Source organism: Verrucomicrobia bacterium CG1_02_43_26 (assembly GCA_001872735.1).
In the GTDB taxonomy this organism is placed as follows: Bacteria; Verrucomicrobiota; Verrucomicrobiia; order Opitutales; family CG1-02-43-26; genus CG1-02-43-26.
Map to the genome: position 1 here is coordinate 253695 of MNWT01000005.1, position 21720 is coordinate 275414.

The window sequence follows — 21720 nt, forward strand, 5'->3', positions numbered from 1 at the left end:
AATCCGTAGAAATAGAACTCCCCCATCGCGCTTCTGTTAAACCAATAGGCACAGGGCATATTTCCTTTACTATCTTTATTAATTTTATTGAAATCCAGTCTCAATAAACCATAATAACTCCAAGATCATTCTATATATATCAATATGGCTATCCTAAAAACAATAACCGAGTTAAACCCTGGAGACAAAGGAACGATTGAAGCGATCGACCCGGCCTGCAGTTTAATGACTCGCCTTCAAGAATTAGGTCTACTCCCTGGCACCCCCTTTGAATTCATCCGCCGCGCCCCTTGGGGGGATCCCTTGGAAATCAAGGTACGGGGATCCCATTTATGCCTGCGTAAAGACGAGGCTTCTTTCATCTCAGTAAGCATTTAGCACCTGCTTCTTTATCCATGTTTCCCGCATTTTTAGAAAACAAGCAGATCGGCAAAAAGCAACAAAACAGTCAGCTGCCGCCTAAGAAAAATCCTGTCTACGCACTTGTAGGGAACCCGAATTCGGGAAAAACAACGATTTTCAATCAACTCACAGGGTTGAGGCAAAAGGTTGCCAATTACTCAGGGGTCACCGTTGAGAAAAAAACAGGTATCTGTTTCTCTCAGCATGGCCAGCCCATGGAGATTATAGACCTCCCGGGCGCCCATAGCCTAATGGCAAACTCACCTGATGAAGCGATTCTTAAGAATGTGCTCTTGGGAAGGCGGCCTAATACACCAAAACCAGATCGCGTGATATGTGTTGTTGATGCCTCTCACTTAGAGCGCCATTTATACCTCGCTAGCCAAGTAGCAGAACTTGGGCTACCGATGATCCTGGTTGTAAATATGATGGATGTGGCGCAACGCCAGGGTAAAGAAATTAATATCGCCCATCTAGAAAAGGCCTTTGGCATACCGGTCATCCCCACGGAAGCGCATAAGAATAATGGCATTATTGCGCTAAAGGTGGCCATGAGCCGCAGTAAAATCCCTCAGCCCAACTGGAACATTGATCTTCCTAAACCAATAGCGGAAGCGGTTCTGAGCATCCAGTCGACATTGGTAGAAAAAGTCGGCCAAGATATTCGCCTAGCCAGGGGCCAAGCGCTCATGATGTTGACAGAAGACCCTAACATCAAAGACGAATCCATCGAAACCTACCACATCGTCAAGGGCTGCCAGGAACACTTAAACCGCGCCCTACCGAACTGGAGCACGCTGATTATAGAATCGAGATACAAGGCCATTAATGCACTTCTCCCGCACGCGGTTAAAAAGCAAGATCGCCCGATACGCCTCTTTTCTGAACGAATTGATAATTTTATCCTTCACCCGGCTTGGGGCTGGTTGGTCTTTGCGGTCGTCATGTCGAGCATCTTTTGGAGCATTTTCAGCATCGCAGAATACCCAAAGGCGCTGATAGAAACCTTTTTCCAATACCTATCTGCTACCGCCAATAACATACTCCCGGACGGACCGATTAAAGGGCTGATTGCAGACGGAATTATTGTGGGCGTGGGGAACATCGTGGTCTTCCTGCCCCAAATCATGATCCTTTTCTTTTTTATAGGGTTATTAGAGTCTAGCGGTTACTTGCCACGAGCGGCTTTTCTGTTAGACAAGGTCATGCGGCGGGTCGGATTGCAGGGCAAGTCCTTCATCCCGTTGCTCAGTTCATTTGCCTGTGCCATACCGGGAATCATGGCAACGAGAACCATCGCCTCCACTCAAGAACGCCTGGCAACAATACTGGTTGCTCCGTGGATGAGTTGTTCCGCTCGCTTGCCGGTTTATTTACTCATGATCGGCACGCTTTTCCCCAACAAGGAAGCCTCCGCGGGCATGAAGGCTTTGATTCTCTTTCTTTTCTATATGCTGGGCATCGCGGCTGCGTTTGTTTTTGCCTGGATTTTCAGAAAAACGCTCCTTAAGGGAAAATCCGGCACTTCCTTTATAGAACTGCCACCCTATCGTCTCCCCTCGATTAAGAACACTTTTATCGATATGCTAGACCGCGGCTTTGTTTTTCTTAAAAATGCCGGCACGGTCATCCTCCCCCTTTCTATTCTGCTTTGGTTTTTGGTATCTTACCCGAATGCCCATTTTCAGGAACAAGATACGACACCCATACAACTTGCCCAAAGCTATGCAGGCAAAATAGGCAAGGCGATCGAGCCTGTCATACAGCCGCTTGGCTTTGATTGGAAAATCGGCGTAGGCTTGGTGGCCTCTTTTGCTGCCCGCGAGGTATTTGTCAGCACCATGGCCATCCTGTATAACGCCGAAAATGTACAAGAAGACCACCTGCCTGAAGTTTTGCAAAAGCAAAAAAATGCCACCGGCATGCCCATCTATACACCATTGACCTCCATGAGTGTTATGATTTTCTTTGTATTCGCCATGCAGTGCATGAGCACCCTTGGAATCGTAAGAAGAGAAACGAATAGCTGGAAATGGCCTGCGTTCCAATTCTTCTTTATGACCGGCTTTGCCTACCTGGCATCTTTAATCGTATACCAAGGAGGCCTCTGGATTAACCAGCTGTAGTTGTTATGATAGATCAGTATTTCCAACATGTCATCGTGATCTCGCTTGTCGGGCTGGCGCTTTTCACCCTTATACAAAGAAGGCGAAAGAAAAAGATTGGTTGCCTGATGAAAACAAACGCCTGCAAATGCAAGCCGCCTATTTTGAAAGATAAGGCATAAGGAAACCAGGCTTATTTCCCGTTATCGTTTGCGGAAGCTTCCCAAAAGACGACATGCTCTGGCTTTACTATATGGGACAGATGATCAAGGGCGGGTTTCACTTTATCCTCGTGATCAAAAAACTCGATTGCGATCGGCAAATCTAGCGACAAATCAATCCAGGAGGAGGTATGTTCCCCCATCTCTCCGTAGCCTTGTATGGCTCGAAAAACAGATATCCCTCGCACTTTAACATCATCCTTCAGGTATTTAATAACCGTTTTGACGGCTTCTTCTGCCTCTGTTAAATAAATGCGTACCATGATAACTTTTACTTTCTTCATATTTGCCGTCCTAAAATAACGCCTGCCCAAGCTGCGGCTACGCACAAAACAACACTTAATACAATATTAAGCATTGCCCCTAAATAGCTACCAGACTCGATCAAGCCGATTGTTTCAATTGAAAACGAGGAAAAAGTAGTATAGCCGCCTAAAAAACCGATTAACAGCAATGGCCGGAAAATTTGATGCATTCCACTAAACCGATCAAAAATAACAACAAACAAAAAGCCCATAATTAACGAGCCGCTCACGTTAACGACAAGCGTACCAATCGGAAATTGTTTTCCAAAAATCCAATGAGAAAAATTTGATATCCAGTAACGAGCAACCCCGCCCAGGCCACAGCCTATAAATATAAGCAAACTGACGCTCGAAAATATATCGTTCAAACTGCGCATATTGTAATAATGCTTCAAGGGGATAAAAACTCCCTTTATTGATATCCCCAGGCTTCTTCTAAGTCAATGCATTACCGATTACAACTGGCCAGGCCTACATTCGCGTCTTCATTTTCATGATACGCTCGTATGCTTCATCAATGCGTGATTTAGGAATATCCCCTTTCTCCACGAGATTGTAAACAAGGGCAATCGCTTCGGCGGTTTGGTCTTTACCGTGATGGTTTGCCAAGATAAACACGTCTACACCCGCATTGATACCGTTTTTCAAAGCTGTCCTAAAATCATACAAATCCGCAATGGCGCCCATAGTCATGTCATCTGAAATGACAGCGCCTTGAAATCCGATATCATCTCGCAATATACCCCCAATCATTTTTTTAGAAAGGGTCGCTGGCACAACAGATGGCTCGCCTGCCATTGTGAGGATGGTTGTATTATCTAAATTCCGGTTAACCACGTGCCCGACCATTACCAAATCGGAGTAACCAGAGCCCACTAGCTGGCGATAGGGCTCGAGTTCCTCCGCCTGCCAAGTATAAGTTACATCTGTTAACCCATTATGAGAATCTGTAGTTGCGCTACCATGACCAGGGAAATGCTTCAAACTCGTCAATATACGTTTCTCTTGAAATGCTTTTATAAACGCCTTGGCCTGGCTAGCAACAACGTTTGGATCTTTAGAAAAACTTCTTCCTAAGCCACCAATTGCAGGAGAAACAGGGTTTACGTCCAAATCCACAACGGGAGCGAAGTTCATATTAAAGCCATACTCTTCAAGCAAGGCCGCTAATTCTTGAGCATATTCGTAGGTAAACTGCGGGTCATTCAGCTCGCCAAGTGCCTTGGCCATAATTACGCGGTGCTTAAACCCTTGGCGTGGGGATAAGCGATCCACCCAACCGCCTTCCACATCAATGGCCAGCAAGAGCGTTGGGTTATGTTCTTTGGCATACGCTTTTATATCTGTCGTTAATTGCTTCAGTTGTCCGGGGTCATTAATATTACGACCCTCTAGGGCAAAGAAGATTAATCCCCCTACTTTTTGCTCTTTAATGGCTTTAGCTACGAGGCTGCCCTCAGAGAACGATCCGCCATCAAAGCCTACAATAAACATCTGGGCGATCTTTTCAGACAGCTCATCCGCGTTTAGCATTCCACAAAAAAGAGCAATCGACAACAGGGCTGCAATAAATTTCATGCTAATACCCTGCCACAGGCTAAAAGGGAATCCAAGCAGATTCGAAGGAGCTGGGCCCCCAAAATTCAATTGACTCATCCCACCAAATATAAGACATTTACCTTTCTTTAAACGGCTTGCTCCCGTAGTTCAATGGATAGAACGTTGGCCTCCGAAGCTGAAAATCTGGGTTCGAGTCCCGGCGGGAGCACCATTAGCCGAATAGCCAACAGAACCCCACGGCGTAAACAAAGCCTAAGAGCAACCCCGCCGCCACCTCCAGTGGCTTGTGCCCAATAGATTCTCTTAACGGCTTGTCCTCTCCCCCCAGTTTCCCAAAAGTCAGTTTATTCAGCACACTGGCCTGTTTACCTATATTCTTACGTAAACTCAACGCATCCATCACAACAATAAACAGCATCGTAGCTGCGATGCCCGCCATCGGCGTATTAAAGCCATCTTTTAGCCCTATGTAGAAAAAGATCGATCCGACAATTGCGCTATGGTTACTGGGCATCCCCCCATAGCCAATATATTTCCAAGCGAGCTCCTTGTATTTAATGGTATTAATCGAAAATTTTACTATGCCTGTCAAAAACCAGGCCACTAAGGGGATTAACCAATAATACATAATCGCTTTCTCCTAATATAACGTTGTTGATAAATTAAACCACTCGATCACAAAATAAGACACTAACCACAGGGCAATCGCCACCTGCATTTTCCAATCTTTCATTAAGATCACTTCCGGCTCCTCTCCTTTTTCTAACACCATTACCAGTCGCTTGTAATGGGCAATCGCAAAAAATACAATAGGTATTGTGATGATCAACAGGCTACTTTTATCCGATTCTATCGTAAACAGGGCATAGGATATAATGGCCATGTTAGCCGTTCCATTTAACAGAGATCTTAAGAAGGGCATGGAATAATAATCCAACACAGGCCGTTGATCGAATTTCTTTGTATTGCACAGCTCTGAATACCGTTTTGCGAATACCAAAAACAGCGCCAGGAAGAAAGTACACACTAATATCCAAGCTGTCGGGAATTGGCCGATAACGTATATACCGGCTAACAAACGAAAGATAAAACCAAAGGCAATAGACATGCAGTCTACAATCGCCCAGTGTTTTAGCCAAAAAGTGTATAGAATATTATTGAGCGCATACAAAAGCACAGCCCAAAACACAACCGATCCCAAATAACACGCTCCCCATATAGAGAGCCCAAACAAAACAATGCCTAATCCTAATGCGTTAGGGACAGGAACCGCCCCTCGCGCAATCGGCCTAAATTGCTTTTTAGGGTGCGCTCTATCTTTTTCACGGTCAATAATATCGTTTAACACATAGAGCGATGACGATAGCCCGCAGAACACAATGAACAAGAAGGTGCTCAACACCCAAGCGTTTAGATTCTCTAGACCTCTAATACCAAAGAACAAACCGGCATAGCAAAATAAATTCTTGCTCCACTGCTGTGGCCTGAGGAGGATTATGTAATCTTTTATCATGCTTCGTTAAGATATTTTCTTTAATAGCCCCAAAATTTTCTGCTTAACCACGCTTCTATGCGGGCTCTTGCCTGTCGTCTCAAACACTTCTTGGGGGTGTTCTAAAAACCAGTCATAGCTTTCTCGCAACATCCGCTCATTGGAATAGGCTGGCTTCCAACCCATGTACAACAAGGGTTTTACGTCAAAATAAAAGGGCTTATGATAGGTTAGGTAATGCCAGGGTGCTAATGGAGACATATTAATCACATCAAGCAGCTTAAGCGCCCCCATAGCCAGGCAAGTTGGAATGCTCACGATGGTGGAAGTGGATTTCGCGTACTGGATCAAGTTTGCCAGATCTCCTCGCAGTGAGCCGTATTCTGCCGCCCCCACGTTATAAATCCCTGGTTGTTCTTTGGATAGCGCCAACATGTAAAAATCCATTAAATCATGCGCGTGCACAAATTGGAAACCGCCTGTTCCCGGGCCTATGATATAGATTTTTCTATTATCGCGTATCCAATCAAACAGGATCTCGAAAATGCCCAGTCTGCCTTCCCCTAAAATGGTGCGCGGGCGAATTACGATTAAGGGCAGGTTATTTTTCTCACAAATTTCTCGCACGGCAAGCTCTCCGGCCAATTTGCCTTTGCCGTAAATTTCCACGGGGCGGTAAGGGGTGTCATTCGTCACGGGGCAAACGTTGGGGGCACCAAAAATCGCACTGGAACTCGTATGTATGAAGGCCTTTACCTTACTTTCCACAGCAACCTCGGCGGCTATACGTGTTCCGTTAACATTTACATCCCAAAATTTGTCTCCAGATTTGGTCAAGGGAACGAGGGCCACGGTGTGGTGAACGATGTCTATCCCCTCCATCGCTTTTTTTACGCCCGCTCTATTTCTTATATCGCATTCAATGTACTCGATTTCAGCAGGTCGATCTTTGTCTTCCCAGACATCCAAGACGCGTACCTGCTCGCCCTTTTCAAGCAAACGCTTAGCAATCAAATTACCTAAAAAACCGGAACCGCCTGTTACCAAATGTCGCATTATATTACTGGAAGGTAGAAGCAAATTGCCCGCTATCTTGCATCCATTTCAAGCTACGGCGCATCCCTTCTTTCAAATCAACCTTAGGTGCGTAGCCGAGTTCCTTTTTGGCTTTTTCGACAGAGCAGGCTATATTTTTGTTCATTTCTGATAACACATGTATCTTTTGATGGTAAAGGCCAACTGTTTGCAGTAACCGATCAACCATCAGCGCCACTTCGCTGGCTACCCCAGGCAATCGCATGCGTTTGTGCGCGCAGGTCTGCCCAAACTCTTTCTCCAAAAGGTTTTCAACGGTATCGACAATCTCGTTCATCGTATAAGGTCGCTCATCTGCGATCCAATAAATCTGACCGTTCGCTTTTTCACTCAAAGCAGCCAAGATAAGGCCTTGGCAGAGGTTTTCAATATAAGACATCGAGCGTAGGTTGTCGCCTGATCCCACAATGGGTGCCTTACCATCGCATATCATTTTAAAAAACAAGGACTGCCTTTGAGGTTGATAGGGGCCATAAAACCAGGTTCCTCTTACAATAACCGTCTCTAGCTTTCCTGCTTTCTGAACCCCAATGATGTACTCTTCCATCTCCCGCTTTGCGCGACCGTAATGCATATACGGACGATACGGTGCGTTTTCATCAAATAAACACGTTTTATTCGAATTGCAGCCTACAGGGGAATTAGATGACATTGTCACCACGCGTTTCAATTTACACTTTTCCGCCGCCTTGTGGATATTTTTTGTGCATTCCACGTTCACGGTATAGAGATCTTGTATGCGCTTTGGGTGAATTAACCCCGCCAGATGGAATAAAATGCTCCCCTCTGCGCCAGAGCAAAAAAGCTCACAATCATCCTTATCCCTTAAGTCGCCATAAAAATACTCCACCTGAGGGAAATTTCTCCTTCAAGGCATCTACCTTTAAACCACGCTCAATAAAGGCACGTATCTTCAAATCTTTATTGAGCCCGCTTAAGGACTCCACTTCTGGGATTCCGTTAACGAGGGCATTCAGCAAACCATGCCCCAGCCAGCCAGACGCTCCCGTCACTAACACTAAATTATTGGGGAAATTCATTTAAAGATGTAATTTTTTATATTGGGGATAACAAATTCAAAGCGCCAATCTAGCTTTCTCCCGCTCTAAAGGCAACTTTTTTCATCCTACACATTAGCTCTTCGAGCACAACGAGACCAGAGCTGAGAGTTGTCCGCCAAAGATTCAACAACGTAATCGCTCCCCAAATAGCGATAAAACGTTTCTACAAGTAATCAACGCTGCTGGCATCAATAAGCGCTTCTGTATCCTCGTCTGAGAGCATTTTCTCTACATCCAGTAAAATTGTTTCATGATTCTCCTCTTTGGCAATTCCCACCACATAGTGGCTATGCTGGTGCTCCATCGGTAAATCCAAATGTTCGATATCTTCTTTGTTGATATGCGAAACAATACTCACAGCATCCACTAATAACCCGGCCAACACCAGGTTGTCTTCGCTCATTTTCTCTACTACTATAATGGTAGATTCGGCTGGAGAGCGCTCTGGCTTATGCATGCGAGCCCGTAGATCATAGACAGGAATCACTTTCCCCCTTAAGTTAATAATACCCTTTATATAATCACGCGTCTCGGGTATTTGGGTAATAGTCTGCCGTCCAATGATTTCCTTTACCTTTAAAATACTGATCCCATAACTCACTTGATCAACACGGAAAATGAGGTACTTGTTTCCCGCTGATCTTTTTTCAGAAAGCACGGAAGGCTCTGTAGTAACATGGGTTCTGCGCATACATTCAAAGGGGGTTAACGAATTCTATTCAAATAGTAAACAACAACTTACACTGATGCAACCCCATACCATTCAGATGCTTCACCAAAGAGCTCAGCAAGGTTCACACTATTATGTACTGGTATTTTCAATCGCTGACTTGTAAAATAAAAACCAATAACCCCTTGTAAATAAATGAATTCCGAAAAGTTGACTTTTGGCGTAATAGGCCTAGGCAATATCGGTGGCTTTTATGGAGCTAAACTTCAAAACGCTGGCTATTCAGTCACCTTTTTTGAAGAATACCACTACAAAGCCATTGAAAAAGAAAAGGTCCTTTCTGTAAAATCTCCTCAGGGTGATTTTCAAGTAGAACCGATTCATCTAACGAATGACTTAGCACAAATGCCTAAATGTGATTATGTTTTATTGACACTCAAAAGCCCTCAATTGGACAATAGTAGCATTTTATCCCAACTGCCTTCTTTTCTAAAACCAAATGGTGCTGTTCTCGTTATGCAAAACGGTTTTGGCACTGAAGAGAAAATTGAAAAATACATTAAACCAAGCCAAATCATCACCGCAGTCCCCTTTATAATCGTTCAGAGAACTTCCCCAAACCGCATCATGCACCTAGACTACGGGCTCATTTCCCTTGCCGACTATACCGTAAGCAACGAACCTGCAGGTATTAGCCCTCGACTGGAAAAACTCGAATCTATCCTTAAAAGCGCTGACATTGAATGCTCACTCGAGGAGGACTACCAAACCGTCCGTTGGCAAAAACTGCTATGGTACATCCCCTTTAACGCCCTTGCAGTTGTCCTCAACGCCAATTCCAAACAACTACTGACCAACGCAAATAGCTGTACCATGATTAACGAATTGATGCTGGAAATCGTTGCCGCGGCAAAATCCCAAGGCAGAGATATCTCCGAAGAGCTCGTTAACCAATGGATGCGTAGCACGCAACATATGGAGCCCTATCCTACCAGTATGAAAACAGATTTTGACTTAAAGCGCCCACTGGAAATTGAATCCTTAATAAAAGAACCCATCAGGCGTGCCAAAAGTCAAGGAGTCACTCTCCCCAAGATGGAATTTCTGTACAGCCAGCTTAAGTTCATAGAAGAACATTCTCTGGCCTTTGGGCAACTGGTTTAACGCAAACAGGCTATACTGTATCCCTTTAGTATCTCTTTCATGCGCAAGTTGATATCAAAAGATGAATTATGCTACTTTAAACTCGTCAATAACTTGTTTTTGTGAAAAATAGTTTAGATTAAGTCAGCGCCATGACCAAAAGACTATCTATACCAATCTACTTAGTAACGATATTTTTCTTCGCTATTTTCTTCCTTTGGCCAATATGTCAAGTGCTCACCGGTGCGTTCTACGACATCGATGGGAAATTCACATTCGCCTTCATACAGGAAGTCTTTAAAAATGAAGTTTACGTGGAGGGGCTTCGCAACGCTTTAGGCATCGCATTTTTCTCCACCCTCTTCGCCTTACTGATAGCGCTCCCATTAGCCCGTTTAGCGGATAAATACGACTTCCCCGGCAAACGCTTTTTCATGGCACTTGTTTTGCTGCCTATCATGCTCCCGCCTTTCGTGGGCGCAATTGGCATCAGACAGCTACTAAGCCCCTACGGCTCTGTTAATGTCATCCTACAAAAGATAGGACTCCTGGCCCCCCATGAGTACATCAACTGGCTGGGCGAAGGTCAATTCTGGGGCATCATCATCGTAAACGCCCTTAGTCTTTATCCCATCCTTTATTTAAATGCAGTTGCCTCCCTGGCTAATGTTGACCCCGCGTTGGAAGAAGCTGCCCAAAATCTTGGCTGCCATCGTTTTCGCAAATTCTTTAAAATCACCCTCCCGTTAATTCGCCCGGGTCTCTTTGCGGGATGCACCATTGTCTTCATCTGGTCGTTCACCGAACTGGGTGTTCCGCTTATATTTGACTACAGTCGCGTCACATCTGTACAAATTTTTCACGGCCTTAAAAACCTAGGCAACGACCCTTTCCCTTACGCCCTTGTTGTCGTCTTATTCATGCTTTCCCTTATGGTATACGCTATGGGCAAAGGTCTATTCGGCCGAAATCCATTCACGATGATGGCCAAAGCCAATCAGGCGAAATCCACACAATTTCTTGGCCCTTGGGGAAAACTGTGGTGCTTCTTAGCATTTAGCACAGTCATCTTTTTTGCGCTCCTGCCGCATATTTCTGTGATCTTGATTTCGTTTTCATCAGACTGGTATCAATCCATCCTCCCCTCTAGCTGGACGCTCGGTAATTATGAAATTGCCCTGGGCAGCCACTACACGCTGCCTTCCATCAAGAACAGTTTATTCTACTCGGGTTGCGCAACATTACTAAACGTTTTTCTGGGCATCGGTATCGCCTTCGTAATCGTAAGATCAAAGCTCCCGGGCCGCAATATACTTGATGCCGTAGCAATGCTCCCGCTCACAGTACCGGGTATCGTCATGGCATTCGGCTATCTTGCCATGAGCCAAGAGGGTAACTTTTTCTCTTTCCTTAATCCGGTTGAAAACCCTACCGCACTCCTGATTATAGCTTACGCTGTCCGCAAACTTCCGTTCATGGTGCGCTCTGCCATATCCGGTCTTCAGCAAATCAGTAGCACGTACGAGGAAGCCGCCCAAAACCTCGGTTGCTCCCCTTTAAAATCGAGCGTCAAGATTACCATCCCACTTATCCTTGCCAACCTCATGGCCGGTGGCTTGTTGGTCTTCTCCCAAACAATGCTCGAAGTATCCGACTCTCTTATTCTGGCTCAAAAGCAGCAATTTTACCCGATCACAAAAGCCATTTACGTGCTCATGAATTTGCTCGGCGATGGGCCTTTCATTGCTTGCGCATTAGGCGTGTGGGCAATGGCTTTTCTTGCCGTCACTATCGTGGGCGCTTCCTTACTCTTAGGGAAGAACCTCGGCTCCATCTTCAAGGTTTAACAACAGTAACTACGCTTCAACGCGAGCCATAGCAGCAACGGTCACCCGCTGGGCAACAATTTCAGCTCGGATATTCCCAGGCGCAAATCGATAGGCTTTCAGAGCCACTTTTTGCGCATTTTCCACATGGCCACTTGCAAGCCACGCCTCTGCTAAATCCAACAAACCTTCCACATGAGATGGCTCTTGATCGCACACGGTCTCATAAAGATGTAATGCCGTTGTCTTCAAGCCAAGCATCTGGGCAAGCTTGCCTAAACGTCTGGTGTAATAAAGATTTTCAGGAAAAGCATCTCTCAAGCGCTCCAGTACAGCTAACGCCTTATAGGGCTTCTTTTTCCAAAAAAGCAGAAACCAGCCCCAATGCGTTACACCAACCAGTTTATCCCGCCATCGACGGGTAACTCCTTTTTGCGATAATTGTTTTTCGCGAGCTTCTTCTAGCAACACACGCAAAGCTAAGCACCCGGGCTCTTTGGATAATAAGAAGTGGAGCGTCTCTATCGCGTAATCATAATCTTTCGTTAAAAGGGCTTTCTTCGCACGAGCGGCGAAATCCTGCAACAGTGAATCAAGAGCTTCTATTTCAACCTCTTCTACCATGGTACCTACAAATTAAAATCCGATTGAATCGCATCTAACAACGATTGCATTGCTTGATTAACGCTTTGTTCATCTTGCCCTTCCACAAGTAACCTTAGCTTGGGCTCTGTTCCCGAATAGCGGATGAGAAGTCGACCTTCTTGGCCAAAGAAGTTTTCCCATTTAGCACGAGCTTGATTGAGCGCCTCTAGCGTCTCCAAGGGCTTTTTTTCCGCAACAACAACGGCTGCTGCTTTATGCGGGAAAAGGGGTATTTCACACGCTAACTGACTCACGCTTTTACGCTTGTCTCGCATAATACTCATAAACATCAATGCCGCAAATAGACTATCCCCGCTCATGCAATGGCCAAAAAAGATCAAGTGCCCAGAGCTCTCTCCGCCAAAATCGGCTTTCAGTTCAAGCATCTTGTAAGCAACATTTCTATCCCCCACATCTACACGGGCGACCCTTCCTCCTGCTTTTCTAATCGCTTTATCTAGGCCTAAATTACTTTGTACCGTTGTCACAAGCGTTTTGCTCCCCGGGCTTTCCATATCGATCAAATACTTGGAAATCACACCCATGACAACTTCCCCGGGCACCACGTCCCCATGTTCATCGCATATTAATAGCCGATCCCCATCCCCATCATGCGCGATCCCGATATCCGCACTGTGCTCCATCACCGCCGATCGACAATGCTGGGGAAACTCACTTCCCACACAATCATTTATATTATTGCCATCTGGCTGATCTCCGATTGCTATAACCTCTGCGCCAAAGGAGCGCATCACCTCGGGGCTGATCCCTGCCATCGCTCCGTTCGCCGCATCTACAACAATTTTTAAGTTGTGAAAATAAGTACTAGAAAACAAGCTAAGAAAGGTCTTTGCGTATAAGTCTGCTCCATCCAATGATTGGATCTCGCCATCACCTGATATTACAGGCACTTCAATTGCCCCTAACCTCTCTTCAATTGCACGTTCTTCTTCGCGAGACAGCTTCATCCCGCTTTTATTAAAGAATTTTAATCCGTTATCACTCGCCGGATTATGCGATGCAGTGATCATGACCCCCATGTCCGCATCTAGCCCGTCTACCAATAAAGATACTCCCGGTGTCGGCAACACACCCAAACGAACGATCTCGACTCGATCTCCTGCTAACCCATAAATAAAGTGGTTCTCTATTTCTTGCCCTGAAGCTCGGGTGTCACGCCCTATAATGACTTTTACTTTCTCCCCCTCACTGCGTTCTTTTACAAAATGCTTAATCGCCACTCCAAGCTTTTTGACAAAAGCTTCCGTAAAGAAGGTTGATCCATATCGCCCTCTTATTCCATCTGTTCCAAAATAATCCAGATTCATAACGGTTTATGATTTGTGTAGAGGTGGCTTTTTGATCTGCAGAGGCAGTCTGGTTCCCCTAATATCAACACACAGATCTTGGCTAGCGGCATACGCTTTTTTAATCAATGCGCTTCCTATGGCTTTGCCGATCATGGGGGAAAAACTTCCGGAAAGCACGCGCCCAACAAGCTCATCTCCGGAAAACACTTCCGCTCCTTCCCGTGCTATGCGGCGATCATCTAAAATGTAAAAGACAACGGTCTGGGTTACCCCTGCGTTCAAATTTTGCGTTTCTAAGGCCATGCGGCCAATAAAATCATTTTTCTTACCCCATTTAATGACCCATTCTAAGCCCGCTTCAAGAGGGCCAACGGTCTCGCTGATCTCATGTCCGTAGAGAGGATAACCAGCTTCAAGCCTTAAACTATCCCGTGCGCCTAATCCTGCTAAAATCAACCCCAAGGATTTACCTTTTTCATAAATGAGTTCGGCAAGCATACCTCCTTCATCCCAGGGGCAATAGAGCTCAAAGCCGTCCTCTCCCGTATAACCGGTACGGCTCACCAATACTTCTATTCCATCTATTTCCACTTTCTCCACATGGAATCGTTTCAAGTGCTTCCATTCCTTACTCGTAACTGCTTCCAAAATTGCTTGTGCCTTCGGCCCCTGTAAGGCCAACAAGGCGTATTCCAGGGACACATCTTTTATAAGGCAATCGAAAGAAACACTCTGGTCAAGCATCCAAATAATGTCTTTCTGCGCATTGGAGGCATTTAAGCATACCATGTATTCTGCGATATTGAGGCACGTTACAATCACATCATCAATGACTTCCCCGTTTTCATTGCACATTAACGAGTATACTGCTTTTCCAGGCTTAAGGTTGCTGATAGCATTCGTCATAATATAGTCTAAAAACATCCCGGCCTGCGAACCTCGCACCAGGACTTCGCCCATATGGCTTACGTCAAATAACCCGGCTTGTTCACGCACTCCTTTATGTTCTTCAATAATAGAGGTATATTGTACCGGCATCTGCCAACCGGCAAAAGGAACAAATCTTGCCCCGTGTCGTTCATGAAATTCATGTAAGGGAGTTTTACTAAGGGTCTCAGTCATGTTTTATCTTGAAGATGGGATCGTTTAAGCCAATAATAAAGCATATAAATATGAATTACGGAAATCATTTTTTCCCATCAACATGCATTTTTTTGTAAAATAAAATGTTAAATCTTGTCATTGCCATCGTTTGCACTATTAGCATCTCTGCATTCTGTTCTCTCCTCGAAGCGATCACGCTGAGTGCGTCTGCCGCAGACATCGAAGACTTAAAACGAACGAATCCTGTTCGTGGAAAAAAAATGTACCATTATAAAAAGGACATAGAAGAGACCAGCTCTGCCATTCTTGCCCTTAACACCATTGCCAATACTTTAGGTGCTGTCCTCGTTGGGGGTCTAGCCACCCAGATCTTTGGTGACGATAGTTTACTATACTTCTCCATCGGTATGTCTTTAGGTATTTTGCTCTTTTCAGAAATTATCCCCAAGAACATAGGCGTCATTTACCGCCATGGCCTTCTGGATTTTGCTGTCCCGGCAATTCGCCTGGTGCGATTGGTTATGCTGCCGATTTCAAGGGCCTGTAAACTAGCGGTGCGTTTATTGGTGCCGGGCAAAAACATCATGCACACCTCCGACAAGGAAATCATTCTCTTAGCGGATAAAAGTACGCTTGAAGGAACGATGTCACCAACAGAGAGAGCTCTCATTACTAACGCTTTAGGCCTGGATAATCGTGTTATCAGCGAAATCATGACACCGCGTACCGTTGTCACCGCCCTAGAGGATTGCATGTCTCTAGAGGATGTCCTGCGTGAGTACCCCAATATCCCCTTTGCTCGCATGCCCGTTTATGAAGAGGACATCGATAATGCCATTGGCATCATCCGTCGTCGGGATATTCTAAAAGCTCACTCCGAAAAGAAGACGCAAGTTCAGGTAAAATCGCTCATGCATAAGGCTCTTTTTCTCCCGGAAACGGGCACCTTGGCTGCAGCGCTTAAGGAATTTCTAAAAGCACATCAGCAAATTGCCATTATTGTAGATGAATTTGGCTCTTTTGCGGGTGTCCTCACGATTGAAGACGTCATGGAAAACATCCTGGGTGAGGAAATCTTCGAGAAAGACGATGTGGCCGTCAATATGCGCGAATTCGCCCGTCATAAGAAAAAACTGGAAGATAAATCCGGCCAAAATTGATCGTCCGCCATCCTTGATCAATAGTAGGGAAAAATACCGCGAAAATTATTAGATTGATCCCGTTGTATATTTCGCATATATATGGTTCATTCATTAGGAAGAAATCTATTATAACCTATCAGAAAATACTAAACTCTATTCATCATGCCAGATTTTGAAGACAATACGGGTAAAGAGAAAAAGAAATCTCACCCAAGTCATTACTACGAACCAGGTACCGAAGCAAATTCTTCAGGCGAACACAATAAAGAACATAAACCGTCCCAACCGTCTTCGGCTCAAAAATCTAATTTACGTTCTCGTTGGAAGCCCGCCAAGCGGGCCTCTAACCAGCCGCATCAAGATGAGCGTCCTCCGGCAAAATCGGAAGACCTCCACATTCCACAAAAGAATTTCATTGAGGAAGTCAGTGAATTCCAAAAGGAACACCCGGAAGCAGTCACTAATCCTGAATCACTTTTCAATGAGGACGACTCATCAGAAGAAAAACCTGCTTACGTTCAGCGGGATCGCCCTTCCTATGATCGCAAACCTCGTCAACCACGAGAAGCACGCGAGCCAAGAGAACGGGAAGACTACCCAAGGCAAGCCCCTAGGGAACGCCAATCGCGGGAAAGAGACGAATATTCAAGGGATGACCAGCAACAGCCCGACCGCGAGCGTCGTTCTAACCGTAATCGCCAACCACGAGAAAGGGAGGAGCGTTCAGCGCAGTCTTCAAGGGATGATCAGCCTGGCCGCGAGCGCCAATCCAACCGTGAACGCCAACCTGGCAGAGAACATCACCACAAAAGGCAGCCGCAACGCCCAAGCAACTTTTTCCAATTTGTAAAAGCAACTTTCTTTAAGCTCATTGGGCGTAAGGAAAAGGAAGAAGAGAAGCAGTATCGCCCTTATGATCAACGTAGAAGGCGCCCTTATTCCTCTCGCAAACAAGGTGGCGGGCCTAGAAAGAATTATAACCGTCCGAATAATCGCGATCGTTCTGGCGACAGGCATAAACCAGATGGGCATAACCGTCCTCCACGTAAGCAACAAGGCCCTGACGCGAACTAATCAAGAAATCTTAAATATTTCATTTGCCGACCACCTTATTTTAATTTGTAATTCTTCCCATGGATGTTGTGCAAATTATTGGTGGAAATCCGTTGTGGGGTACGGTTAATGTTAGTGGCGCGAAAAATGCCTGTTTACCCATTTTTGCAGCCACACTGCTAACGGAAGAAACGTGTGTTATTGAAAATGTGCCTAACTTAAGCGATGTTCGCTTCATGGCTCAAATACTGGAGCATTTAGGAGCAGAGGTTGCGGAAACGGTACCGGGCACTTGGGAAATCACAGCAAAAAACATTACACATAAGGCTCCTTACAATTTGGTTCGCCAAATGCGTGCGTCTGTTTGCCTCATGGGGCCTTTACTTGGCAGACTACGCCAAGCTATCGTCTCTTTACCGGGCGGTTGCATCATCGGGCAACGGCCTATTGATCTCCACCTCAAGGGCTTTTCCAAATTGGGTACTTCTGTCAATATCAACAATGGCTACGTCTATCTCGATGGTATTGGCGGCATGAAGGGCTCTGATATCTTTTTAGGGGGTCGCCATGGCAGCACAGTAACAGGAACCGCAAACCTTATTATGGCCGCTGTTCTTACTCCGGGAACAACGCGTATCGATAGCGCCGCTTGTGAGCCGGAAATCGAAGATCTTTGCCAAATGCTACTCTTGATGGGGGCAAAAATTGAGGGCCTAGGCACGCATTACCTCACGATTCATGGGGTAGAAAAACTAAATGGCTGCCGTTACAGCGTCTGTGGGGATCGTATTGAAGCGGGTACGTTCATCATTGCCGGTCTTTTAGGCAAAAATGACATTACGGTAAAGGGCACTGAAGTACGCCACATGCGTTCTCTTTTACATAAACTCGAAGAAGCCAATGCGGATATCACAATCATTGATTCGCAAACCGTCCGTGCTCGTGGTTCTTTAGATCGCCTCAAACCATTGGAAATCATTACGCTTCCTTTCCCGGGTTTTCCGACAGATTTGCAGGCTCAAATGACAACGCTTATGGCACTCACGCCAGGTATCAGTATTGTCACCGAGCGTATTTATCCAAATCGTTTCATGCATGTTCCGGAGTTACTTCGCATGGGCGCAAATATCTCTATTGAGGGTGCTAGTGCGATCATAAATGGGGTAAATCACCTTTCTGGCGCCCCTGTTATGGCATCAGACCTTCGGGCAAGTGCTGCTTTGGTTCTCGCTGGCTTAATAGCTCAGGGAGAGACCTGGATTCAGCGCATCTACCACCTGGATCGTGGTTATGAAAATATTGATAACAAACTGCGTTCCCTAGGTGCCGTCATTAACCGCATGGCAGACAAGGATATGCCCGCGCACGTTGCTTAACATTCTCATTTTATGGAAACGTCTAGCCCCTCTCTTCAAAGCGAAACCGGCACAACTTTTCTTCAAAGTGCGTTAGCTAACAACCACCCTCATGCGGAAAATCAACTCCGCCCGCTTTCTTTTGATGATTTTACCGGCCAAAGGCGTTCCCTGGAACGCCTAAAAGTCATGGTCGGCGCGGCTAAAGCGCGCGAGGATGCCCTTAATCATATCTTGCTAAGCGGTCCCCCTGGCCTGGGCAAAACCACGCTTGCCTGGATTCTTGGCAATGAACTGGGGACTAATGTCCGTATCACTTCAGGCCCTGTTATAGAAAAGCCGGGAGATTTAGCTGGCCTGCTCACAAACCTCGAAAAGGGCGATATACTCTTTATTGATGAAATACACCGCATGCCCAAAACAGTCGAGGAATACCTTTACTCCGCTATGGAGGACTTTCGTATCGATATTATGATCGATCAAGGCCCTAATGCACGCAGCATCCGTCTCAACATTCCTCAGTTCACGCTCATCGGAGCCACCACCCGCACTGGCCTCCTTTCCGCCCCATTACGGAGCCGTTTTACCCTACAAACGCGCTTGGATTATTACAACAAGGAGGATCTCACAAAAATCATTCTCCGCAGTTGCAACCTCCTCGATGTCCCTATAGACAATGATGCTTCCCTCGAAATTGCCGCTCGCGCCCGCGGCACACCCCGTATTGCAAACAATCTGATTTATTTTACGCGTGACTATGCTCAACAAAAGGGCAAAGGTACCATCACAAAGCCTTTAGCCATTGCAGCCCTCGAACTATTGGAAATCGATGCCCAGGGCCTCGATGAAATGGATAAACGTATCCTACGCGTCATGGCAGAAAACTACAAAGGCCGTCCCGTTGGGCTAAATACAATTGCTATAGCGGTTGGTGAAGAAACCCATACCCTCGAAGAAGCCCATGAGCCCTATCTCATCCAAGAGGGCTATCTGCAGAGAACACCCCAAGGACGCATTCTTACCCCTAAAGCCTGGCAAATCATGAACATGACACCGCCAAGCGATTCTCAACAGGCTCATTTTCTTTAAGCTTTGTTTCGCAACAGTACAGTCAATTTACGCTATACCTATCGTCAAACCACTCCACCAATTTTCAGTCTCTGTCGTTGATGTAGTTGTGGCGTTATTATTATCGCTGACAACTTCTAACTTCTCTTCAGTTTGCAGAGGCACTAAATCTTCCGTTGGTTCACTATAATATTGTCTTATTTGATAAGCAACCAAAGACCCCGCCAGCGTTGAGAGAAGAAGTAAGCATACGATCGCGCCCATTGATCCAACAAGCACCGGTGCCAGCCCGCATAATCCCATAAGTACTACCGTTGACATTGCAACCAGCAATCCAGCTGCTGCTCCCTTAGCCATTGCGATCGCACCATCAACACTACCATTTTCAAGCAAGTATATAGCGGCCTTGTATCCACCTAAAGCTCCTGTAGCGCCACCCAGTTTTTCCACTAAGCCGAATGTCCACCACGAATCCAAAGCGCTGCCGAGTTCCTTACCTAAATAATATCCTGCAATGGCTCCCATCGCTCCTACGGCAAATTTCACTAATGCGCTGTACTCAGACTTTTTCTTATCCGAAATCGTTCTTTCCGTGATCTTCTTTTCAGAATCGTAGCCCATTGTCCAATTATACGCTGAACCAATCTTACCGCCCGCCCAGCTCATCCAGCCTTCCGAGTTTGATGTCGTTGTAACATTATTCGTATTTTCAGTAACGTTTTCCTTGATTGCAGGTGCAGTATATTGCCTTATTTGATAAGCAACCAAACCACCCACCAGCGTTGAAAGAATAAGCAAGCATACAATCGCGCCCATTGATCCAGCAAGCACCGGCGCTAGCCCGCACAATCCCATAATCACTACGGAAGCCATGCCGACAAGCAGCCCAGCAGCCATACCCTTAGCAATTGCAATTGTTCCATCAATACTACCGTTTTCAAGCAAGTATATAGCAGCCTTGTACCCACCTATAGCTCCTGAAGTAGCGCCTATTGTTTTCGCCAAACCAAAGGTATACCAATTATCTAAATAGCTACCTACTTCTTTACCTAAAAAATACCCTGCAACGGCACCTACTGCCCCTACCGTATACCTTACAAATGGACTATATTCAGACTTTTTCTGATCCGAAACGTTTCTGTCTGTCAGCTTTGTTTCAGAAGTATTGCCCACTGTCCAGTTATAAGCCGAACTAATCTTACTACCTGCCCAGCTCATCCAGCCCTCTTGCTCCGGCGTTGTTGTAACGATACTTGTTTCTTCAATAACTTGTTCTTGGACTTCTACTTCATTGATGTTGTTATCATTCTCTATTCCTGCCAAAGAAAGTTCTCCACCCATTAATTGACTCATAAACGCTTCTTTGTCAAAATCGTCAAAACCTTTCTCTCCCATGTCAAACCCTGATGACTCCAAGAAAAGTAAAGCGTGCATTAATTGAATTTTAAATGCTTCGGCATCTACCTCATCATCTTCATTAATAGCCATTTCTATAGTATTAAAGAAGTAGATATTATTCATTAATTTATCTTTAAATGCTTCTACATTCTCAGCACCATCAGTCACACTCTCTACTGTTTGCAACAAAAGCACTGTCTGCATCAAGGAACATACTTTCTCCTGAATAGCGTCCTCATCCATAGTCTTTCCTAGTGACTCTAAAAGACTAGCAGTATGCTGCAACTTAAACAGCATCTCATCTTCACTTATAGGCCCATCAACGAAATCAAACTCAATTTCCTTATCTTTAAATTCAACCAGAATTTTTCTAGCTTCAACTTTCTTGTTTTCCACTTCGATTACTCGATTTTCAAGCTTTGTAGTGACAGGGCTTCCAAATACCCAATCATAAAGAGCGCTTGCCCCTTTTTTTAAGCTATGACAAATTCCCCATTCGCTATTATTTAATATAATAGATTTGGTATTCTTGTCATTAACAGTCGTTTCCTTTTTTTGTTCAAAAGGCACATTTGTTTGCCCAAAAGGTACGTTTGTTTGCCCAAAAGGAGTTCTTGTTTGGCCAAAGGGAGTTCTTGTTGTATTTTGCATATTCTTGATTTATTTAAAGTTTATTAATGATTTATCTGAAAAGTTTATACATTTACTTAACATATTTATATTAATTATAGTATTTAATTATAGTATTATGTTATAGTATTATGT

General features: G+C 45.2%; 19 protein-coding genes, 1 tRNA gene and 1 pseudogene. 9 read left to right on the forward strand and 12 right to left on the reverse strand.

The genetic code is table 11. From position 1 onward, the window contains the following. Positions 1-144: 144 nt before the first annotated feature. Both AUJ82_02035 and AUJ82_02040 read left to right on the forward strand, forming a co-directional pair. Positions 145-378 (forward strand): hypothetical protein, encoded by a 234-nt coding sequence (locus AUJ82_02035; GenBank protein ID OIO60775.1) that lies wholly within the window; start codon positions 145-147, stop codon positions 376-378. Between the two features lie 17 nt (positions 379-395). Continuing rightward, entirely contained in the window at positions 396-2528 is a 2133-nt protein-coding gene (locus AUJ82_02040) for a ferrous iron transport protein B (GenBank protein ID OIO60776.1), read from the forward strand. Between the two features lie 172 nt (positions 2529-2700). On the opposite strand, the gene AUJ82_02045 is transcribed toward AUJ82_02040, so the two are convergent. The 3 genes from AUJ82_02045 to AUJ82_02055 form a co-directional block, all read right to left on the reverse strand. Then, positions 2701-3012, reverse strand: coding sequence for a hypothetical protein (locus AUJ82_02045; GenBank protein ID OIO60777.1), 312 nt, complete (start codon positions 3010-3012; stop codon positions 2701-2703). Beyond that, a complete protein-coding gene (locus AUJ82_02050; protein OIO60778.1) occupies positions 3009-3410 on the reverse strand; it encodes a camphor resistance protein CrcB in 402 nt (133 codons plus the stop codon). The genes AUJ82_02045 and AUJ82_02050 overlap by 4 nt, the downstream gene beginning before the upstream one ends. Positions 3411-3504: 94 nt before the next feature. Beyond that, the gene (locus AUJ82_02055) at positions 3505-4611 is read right to left on the reverse strand and encodes a hypothetical protein (GenBank protein ID OIO60779.1); all 1107 of its coding nucleotides are present in this window, start codon (positions 4609-4611) and stop codon (positions 3505-3507) included. A gap of 118 nt (positions 4612-4729) precedes the next feature. On the opposite strand from AUJ82_02055, the gene AUJ82_02060 reads away from it, so the two are divergent. Then, positions 4730-4804, forward strand: a tRNA-Arg gene (locus tag AUJ82_02060). Here AUJ82_02060 and AUJ82_02065 read toward each other — a convergent pair. From AUJ82_02065 to AUJ82_02085, 5 genes and pseudogenes are all read right to left on the reverse strand, one after another. Then, on the reverse strand, positions 4805-5221 hold the full coding sequence (locus AUJ82_02065) for a hypothetical protein (protein OIO60780.1): 417 nt from the start codon (positions 5219-5221) through the stop codon (positions 4805-4807). It lies immediately after the preceding tRNA gene. 12 nt (positions 5222-5233) lie between these two features. Next, positions 5234-6037, reverse strand: coding sequence for a hypothetical protein (locus tag AUJ82_02070; GenBank protein ID OIO60806.1), 804 nt, complete (start codon positions 6035-6037; stop codon positions 5234-5236). 75 nt (positions 6038-6112) lie between these two features. Next, positions 6113-7141, reverse strand: a complete 1029-nt coding sequence (locus AUJ82_02075) for an epimerase (protein ID OIO60781.1) — start codon at positions 7139-7141, stop codon at positions 6113-6115. Between the two features lie 4 nt (positions 7142-7145). Continuing rightward, positions 7146-8220 (reverse strand): annotated as a pseudogene (locus tag AUJ82_02080) (hypothetical protein). A 184-nt stretch (positions 8221-8404) separates the two neighbouring features. Next, positions 8405-8932 (reverse strand): hypothetical protein, encoded by a 528-nt coding sequence (locus AUJ82_02085; protein OIO60782.1) that lies wholly within the window; start codon positions 8930-8932, stop codon positions 8405-8407. A 174-nt stretch (positions 8933-9106) separates the two neighbouring features. On the opposite strand from AUJ82_02085, the gene AUJ82_02090 reads away from it, so the two are divergent. Then, positions 9107-10075: a hypothetical protein gene (locus AUJ82_02090; GenBank protein ID OIO60783.1), complete on the forward strand. Its 969-nt coding sequence runs from the start codon at positions 9107-9109 to the stop codon at positions 10073-10075. A 131-nt stretch (positions 10076-10206) separates the two neighbouring features. Continuing rightward, on the forward strand, positions 10207-11901 hold the full coding sequence (locus AUJ82_02095) for an ABC transporter permease (protein ID OIO60784.1): 1695 nt from the start codon (positions 10207-10209) through the stop codon (positions 11899-11901). A gap of 9 nt (positions 11902-11910) precedes the next feature. Here AUJ82_02095 and AUJ82_02100 read toward each other — a convergent pair whose 3' ends face one another. Genes AUJ82_02100 through AUJ82_02110 form a run of 3 tightly spaced genes read right to left on the reverse strand, consistent with a single transcriptional unit; the run spans position 11911 to position 14957 of the window. After that, positions 11911-12504, reverse strand: a complete 594-nt coding sequence (locus tag AUJ82_02100; protein OIO60785.1) for a hypothetical protein — start codon at positions 12502-12504, stop codon at positions 11911-11913. A 5-nt stretch (positions 12505-12509) separates the two neighbouring features. Beyond that, positions 12510-13853 carry a hypothetical protein gene (locus tag AUJ82_02105; protein ID OIO60786.1) on the reverse strand — a complete coding sequence of 448 codons (1344 nt, stop codon included), beginning with the start codon at positions 13851-13853 and terminating at the stop codon, positions 12510-12512. Positions 13854-13859: 6 nt separating this feature from the next. After that, the gene (locus tag AUJ82_02110; GenBank protein OIO60787.1) at positions 13860-14957 is read right to left on the reverse strand and encodes a hypothetical protein; all 1098 of its coding nucleotides are present in this window, start codon (positions 14955-14957) and stop codon (positions 13860-13862) included. 104 nt (positions 14958-15061) lie between these two features. On the opposite strand from AUJ82_02110, the gene AUJ82_02115 reads away from it, so the two are divergent. From AUJ82_02115 to AUJ82_02130, 4 genes are all read left to right on the forward strand, one after another. Next, positions 15062-16099, forward strand: coding sequence for a hypothetical protein (locus tag AUJ82_02115; GenBank protein OIO60788.1), 1038 nt, complete (start codon positions 15062-15064; stop codon positions 16097-16099). Between the two features lie 144 nt (positions 16100-16243). Further along, on the forward strand, positions 16244-17155 hold the full coding sequence (locus tag AUJ82_02120; protein OIO60789.1) for a hypothetical protein: 912 nt from the start codon (positions 16244-16246) through the stop codon (positions 17153-17155). A gap of 59 nt (positions 17156-17214) precedes the next feature. Beyond that, positions 17215-18510 (forward strand): UDP-N-acetylglucosamine 1-carboxyvinyltransferase, encoded by a 1296-nt coding sequence (locus AUJ82_02125; GenBank protein OIO60790.1) that lies wholly within the window; start codon positions 17215-17217, stop codon positions 18508-18510. Positions 18511-18522: 12 nt separating this feature from the next. Beyond that, positions 18523-19578 (forward strand): Holliday junction DNA helicase RuvB, encoded by a 1056-nt coding sequence (locus AUJ82_02130; GenBank protein ID OIO60791.1) that lies wholly within the window; start codon positions 18523-18525, stop codon positions 19576-19578. A gap of 27 nt (positions 19579-19605) precedes the next feature. Here the strand turns inward: AUJ82_02130 and AUJ82_02135 are convergent, their stop codons facing one another. Further along, positions 19606-21606, reverse strand: a complete 2001-nt coding sequence (locus tag AUJ82_02135; GenBank protein OIO60792.1) for a hypothetical protein — start codon at positions 21604-21606, stop codon at positions 19606-19608. Positions 21607-21720: the final 114 nt, after the last annotated feature.

Bases quoted from the DNA above. Each gene is read 5' to 3' on its own strand.
- AUJ82_02035 (OIO60775.1), top strand. From the start codon at position 145: ATGGCTATCCTAAAAACAATAACCGAGTTAAACCCTGGAGACAAAGGA.
- AUJ82_02040 (OIO60776.1), top strand. From the start codon at position 396: ATGTTTCCCGCATTTTTAGAAAACAAGCAGATCGGCAAAAAGCAACAA.
- AUJ82_02045 (OIO60777.1), bottom strand. From the start codon at position 3,012: ATGAAGAAAGTAAAAGTTATCATGGTACGCATTTATTTAACAGAGGCA.
- AUJ82_02050 (OIO60778.1), bottom strand. From the start codon at position 3,410: ATGCGCAGTTTGAACGATATATTTTCGAGCGTCAGTTTGCTTATATTT.
- AUJ82_02055 (OIO60779.1), bottom strand. From the start codon at position 4,611: ATGAAATTTATTGCAGCCCTGTTGTCGATTGCTCTTTTTTGTGGAATG.
- AUJ82_02065 (OIO60780.1), bottom strand. From the start codon at position 5,221: ATGTATTATTGGTTAATCCCCTTAGTGGCCTGGTTTTTGACAGGCATA.
- AUJ82_02075 (OIO60781.1), bottom strand. From the start codon at position 7,141: ATGCGACATTTGGTAACAGGCGGTTCCGGTTTTTTAGGTAATTTGATT.
- AUJ82_02085 (OIO60782.1), bottom strand. From the start codon at position 8,932: ATGCGCAGAACCCATGTTACTACAGAGCCTTCCGTGCTTTCTGAAAAA.
- AUJ82_02090 (OIO60783.1), top strand. From the start codon at position 9,107: ATGAATTCCGAAAAGTTGACTTTTGGCGTAATAGGCCTAGGCAATATC.
- AUJ82_02095 (OIO60784.1), top strand. From the start codon at position 10,207: ATGACCAAAAGACTATCTATACCAATCTACTTAGTAACGATATTTTTC.
- AUJ82_02100 (OIO60785.1), bottom strand. From the start codon at position 12,504: ATGGTAGAAGAGGTTGAAATAGAAGCTCTTGATTCACTGTTGCAGGAT.
- AUJ82_02105 (OIO60786.1), bottom strand. From the start codon at position 13,853: ATGAATCTGGATTATTTTGGAACAGATGGAATAAGAGGGCGATATGGA.
- AUJ82_02110 (OIO60787.1), bottom strand. From the start codon at position 14,957: ATGACTGAGACCCTTAGTAAAACTCCCTTACATGAATTTCATGAACGA.
- AUJ82_02115 (OIO60788.1), top strand. From the start codon at position 15,062: ATGTTAAATCTTGTCATTGCCATCGTTTGCACTATTAGCATCTCTGCA.
- AUJ82_02120 (OIO60789.1), top strand. From the start codon at position 16,244: ATGCCAGATTTTGAAGACAATACGGGTAAAGAGAAAAAGAAATCTCAC.
- AUJ82_02125 (OIO60790.1), top strand. From the start codon at position 17,215: ATGGATGTTGTGCAAATTATTGGTGGAAATCCGTTGTGGGGTACGGTT.
- AUJ82_02130 (OIO60791.1), top strand. From the start codon at position 18,523: ATGGAAACGTCTAGCCCCTCTCTTCAAAGCGAAACCGGCACAACTTTT.
- AUJ82_02135 (OIO60792.1), bottom strand. From the start codon at position 21,606: ATGCAAAATACAACAAGAACTCCCTTTGGCCAAACAAGAACTCCTTTT.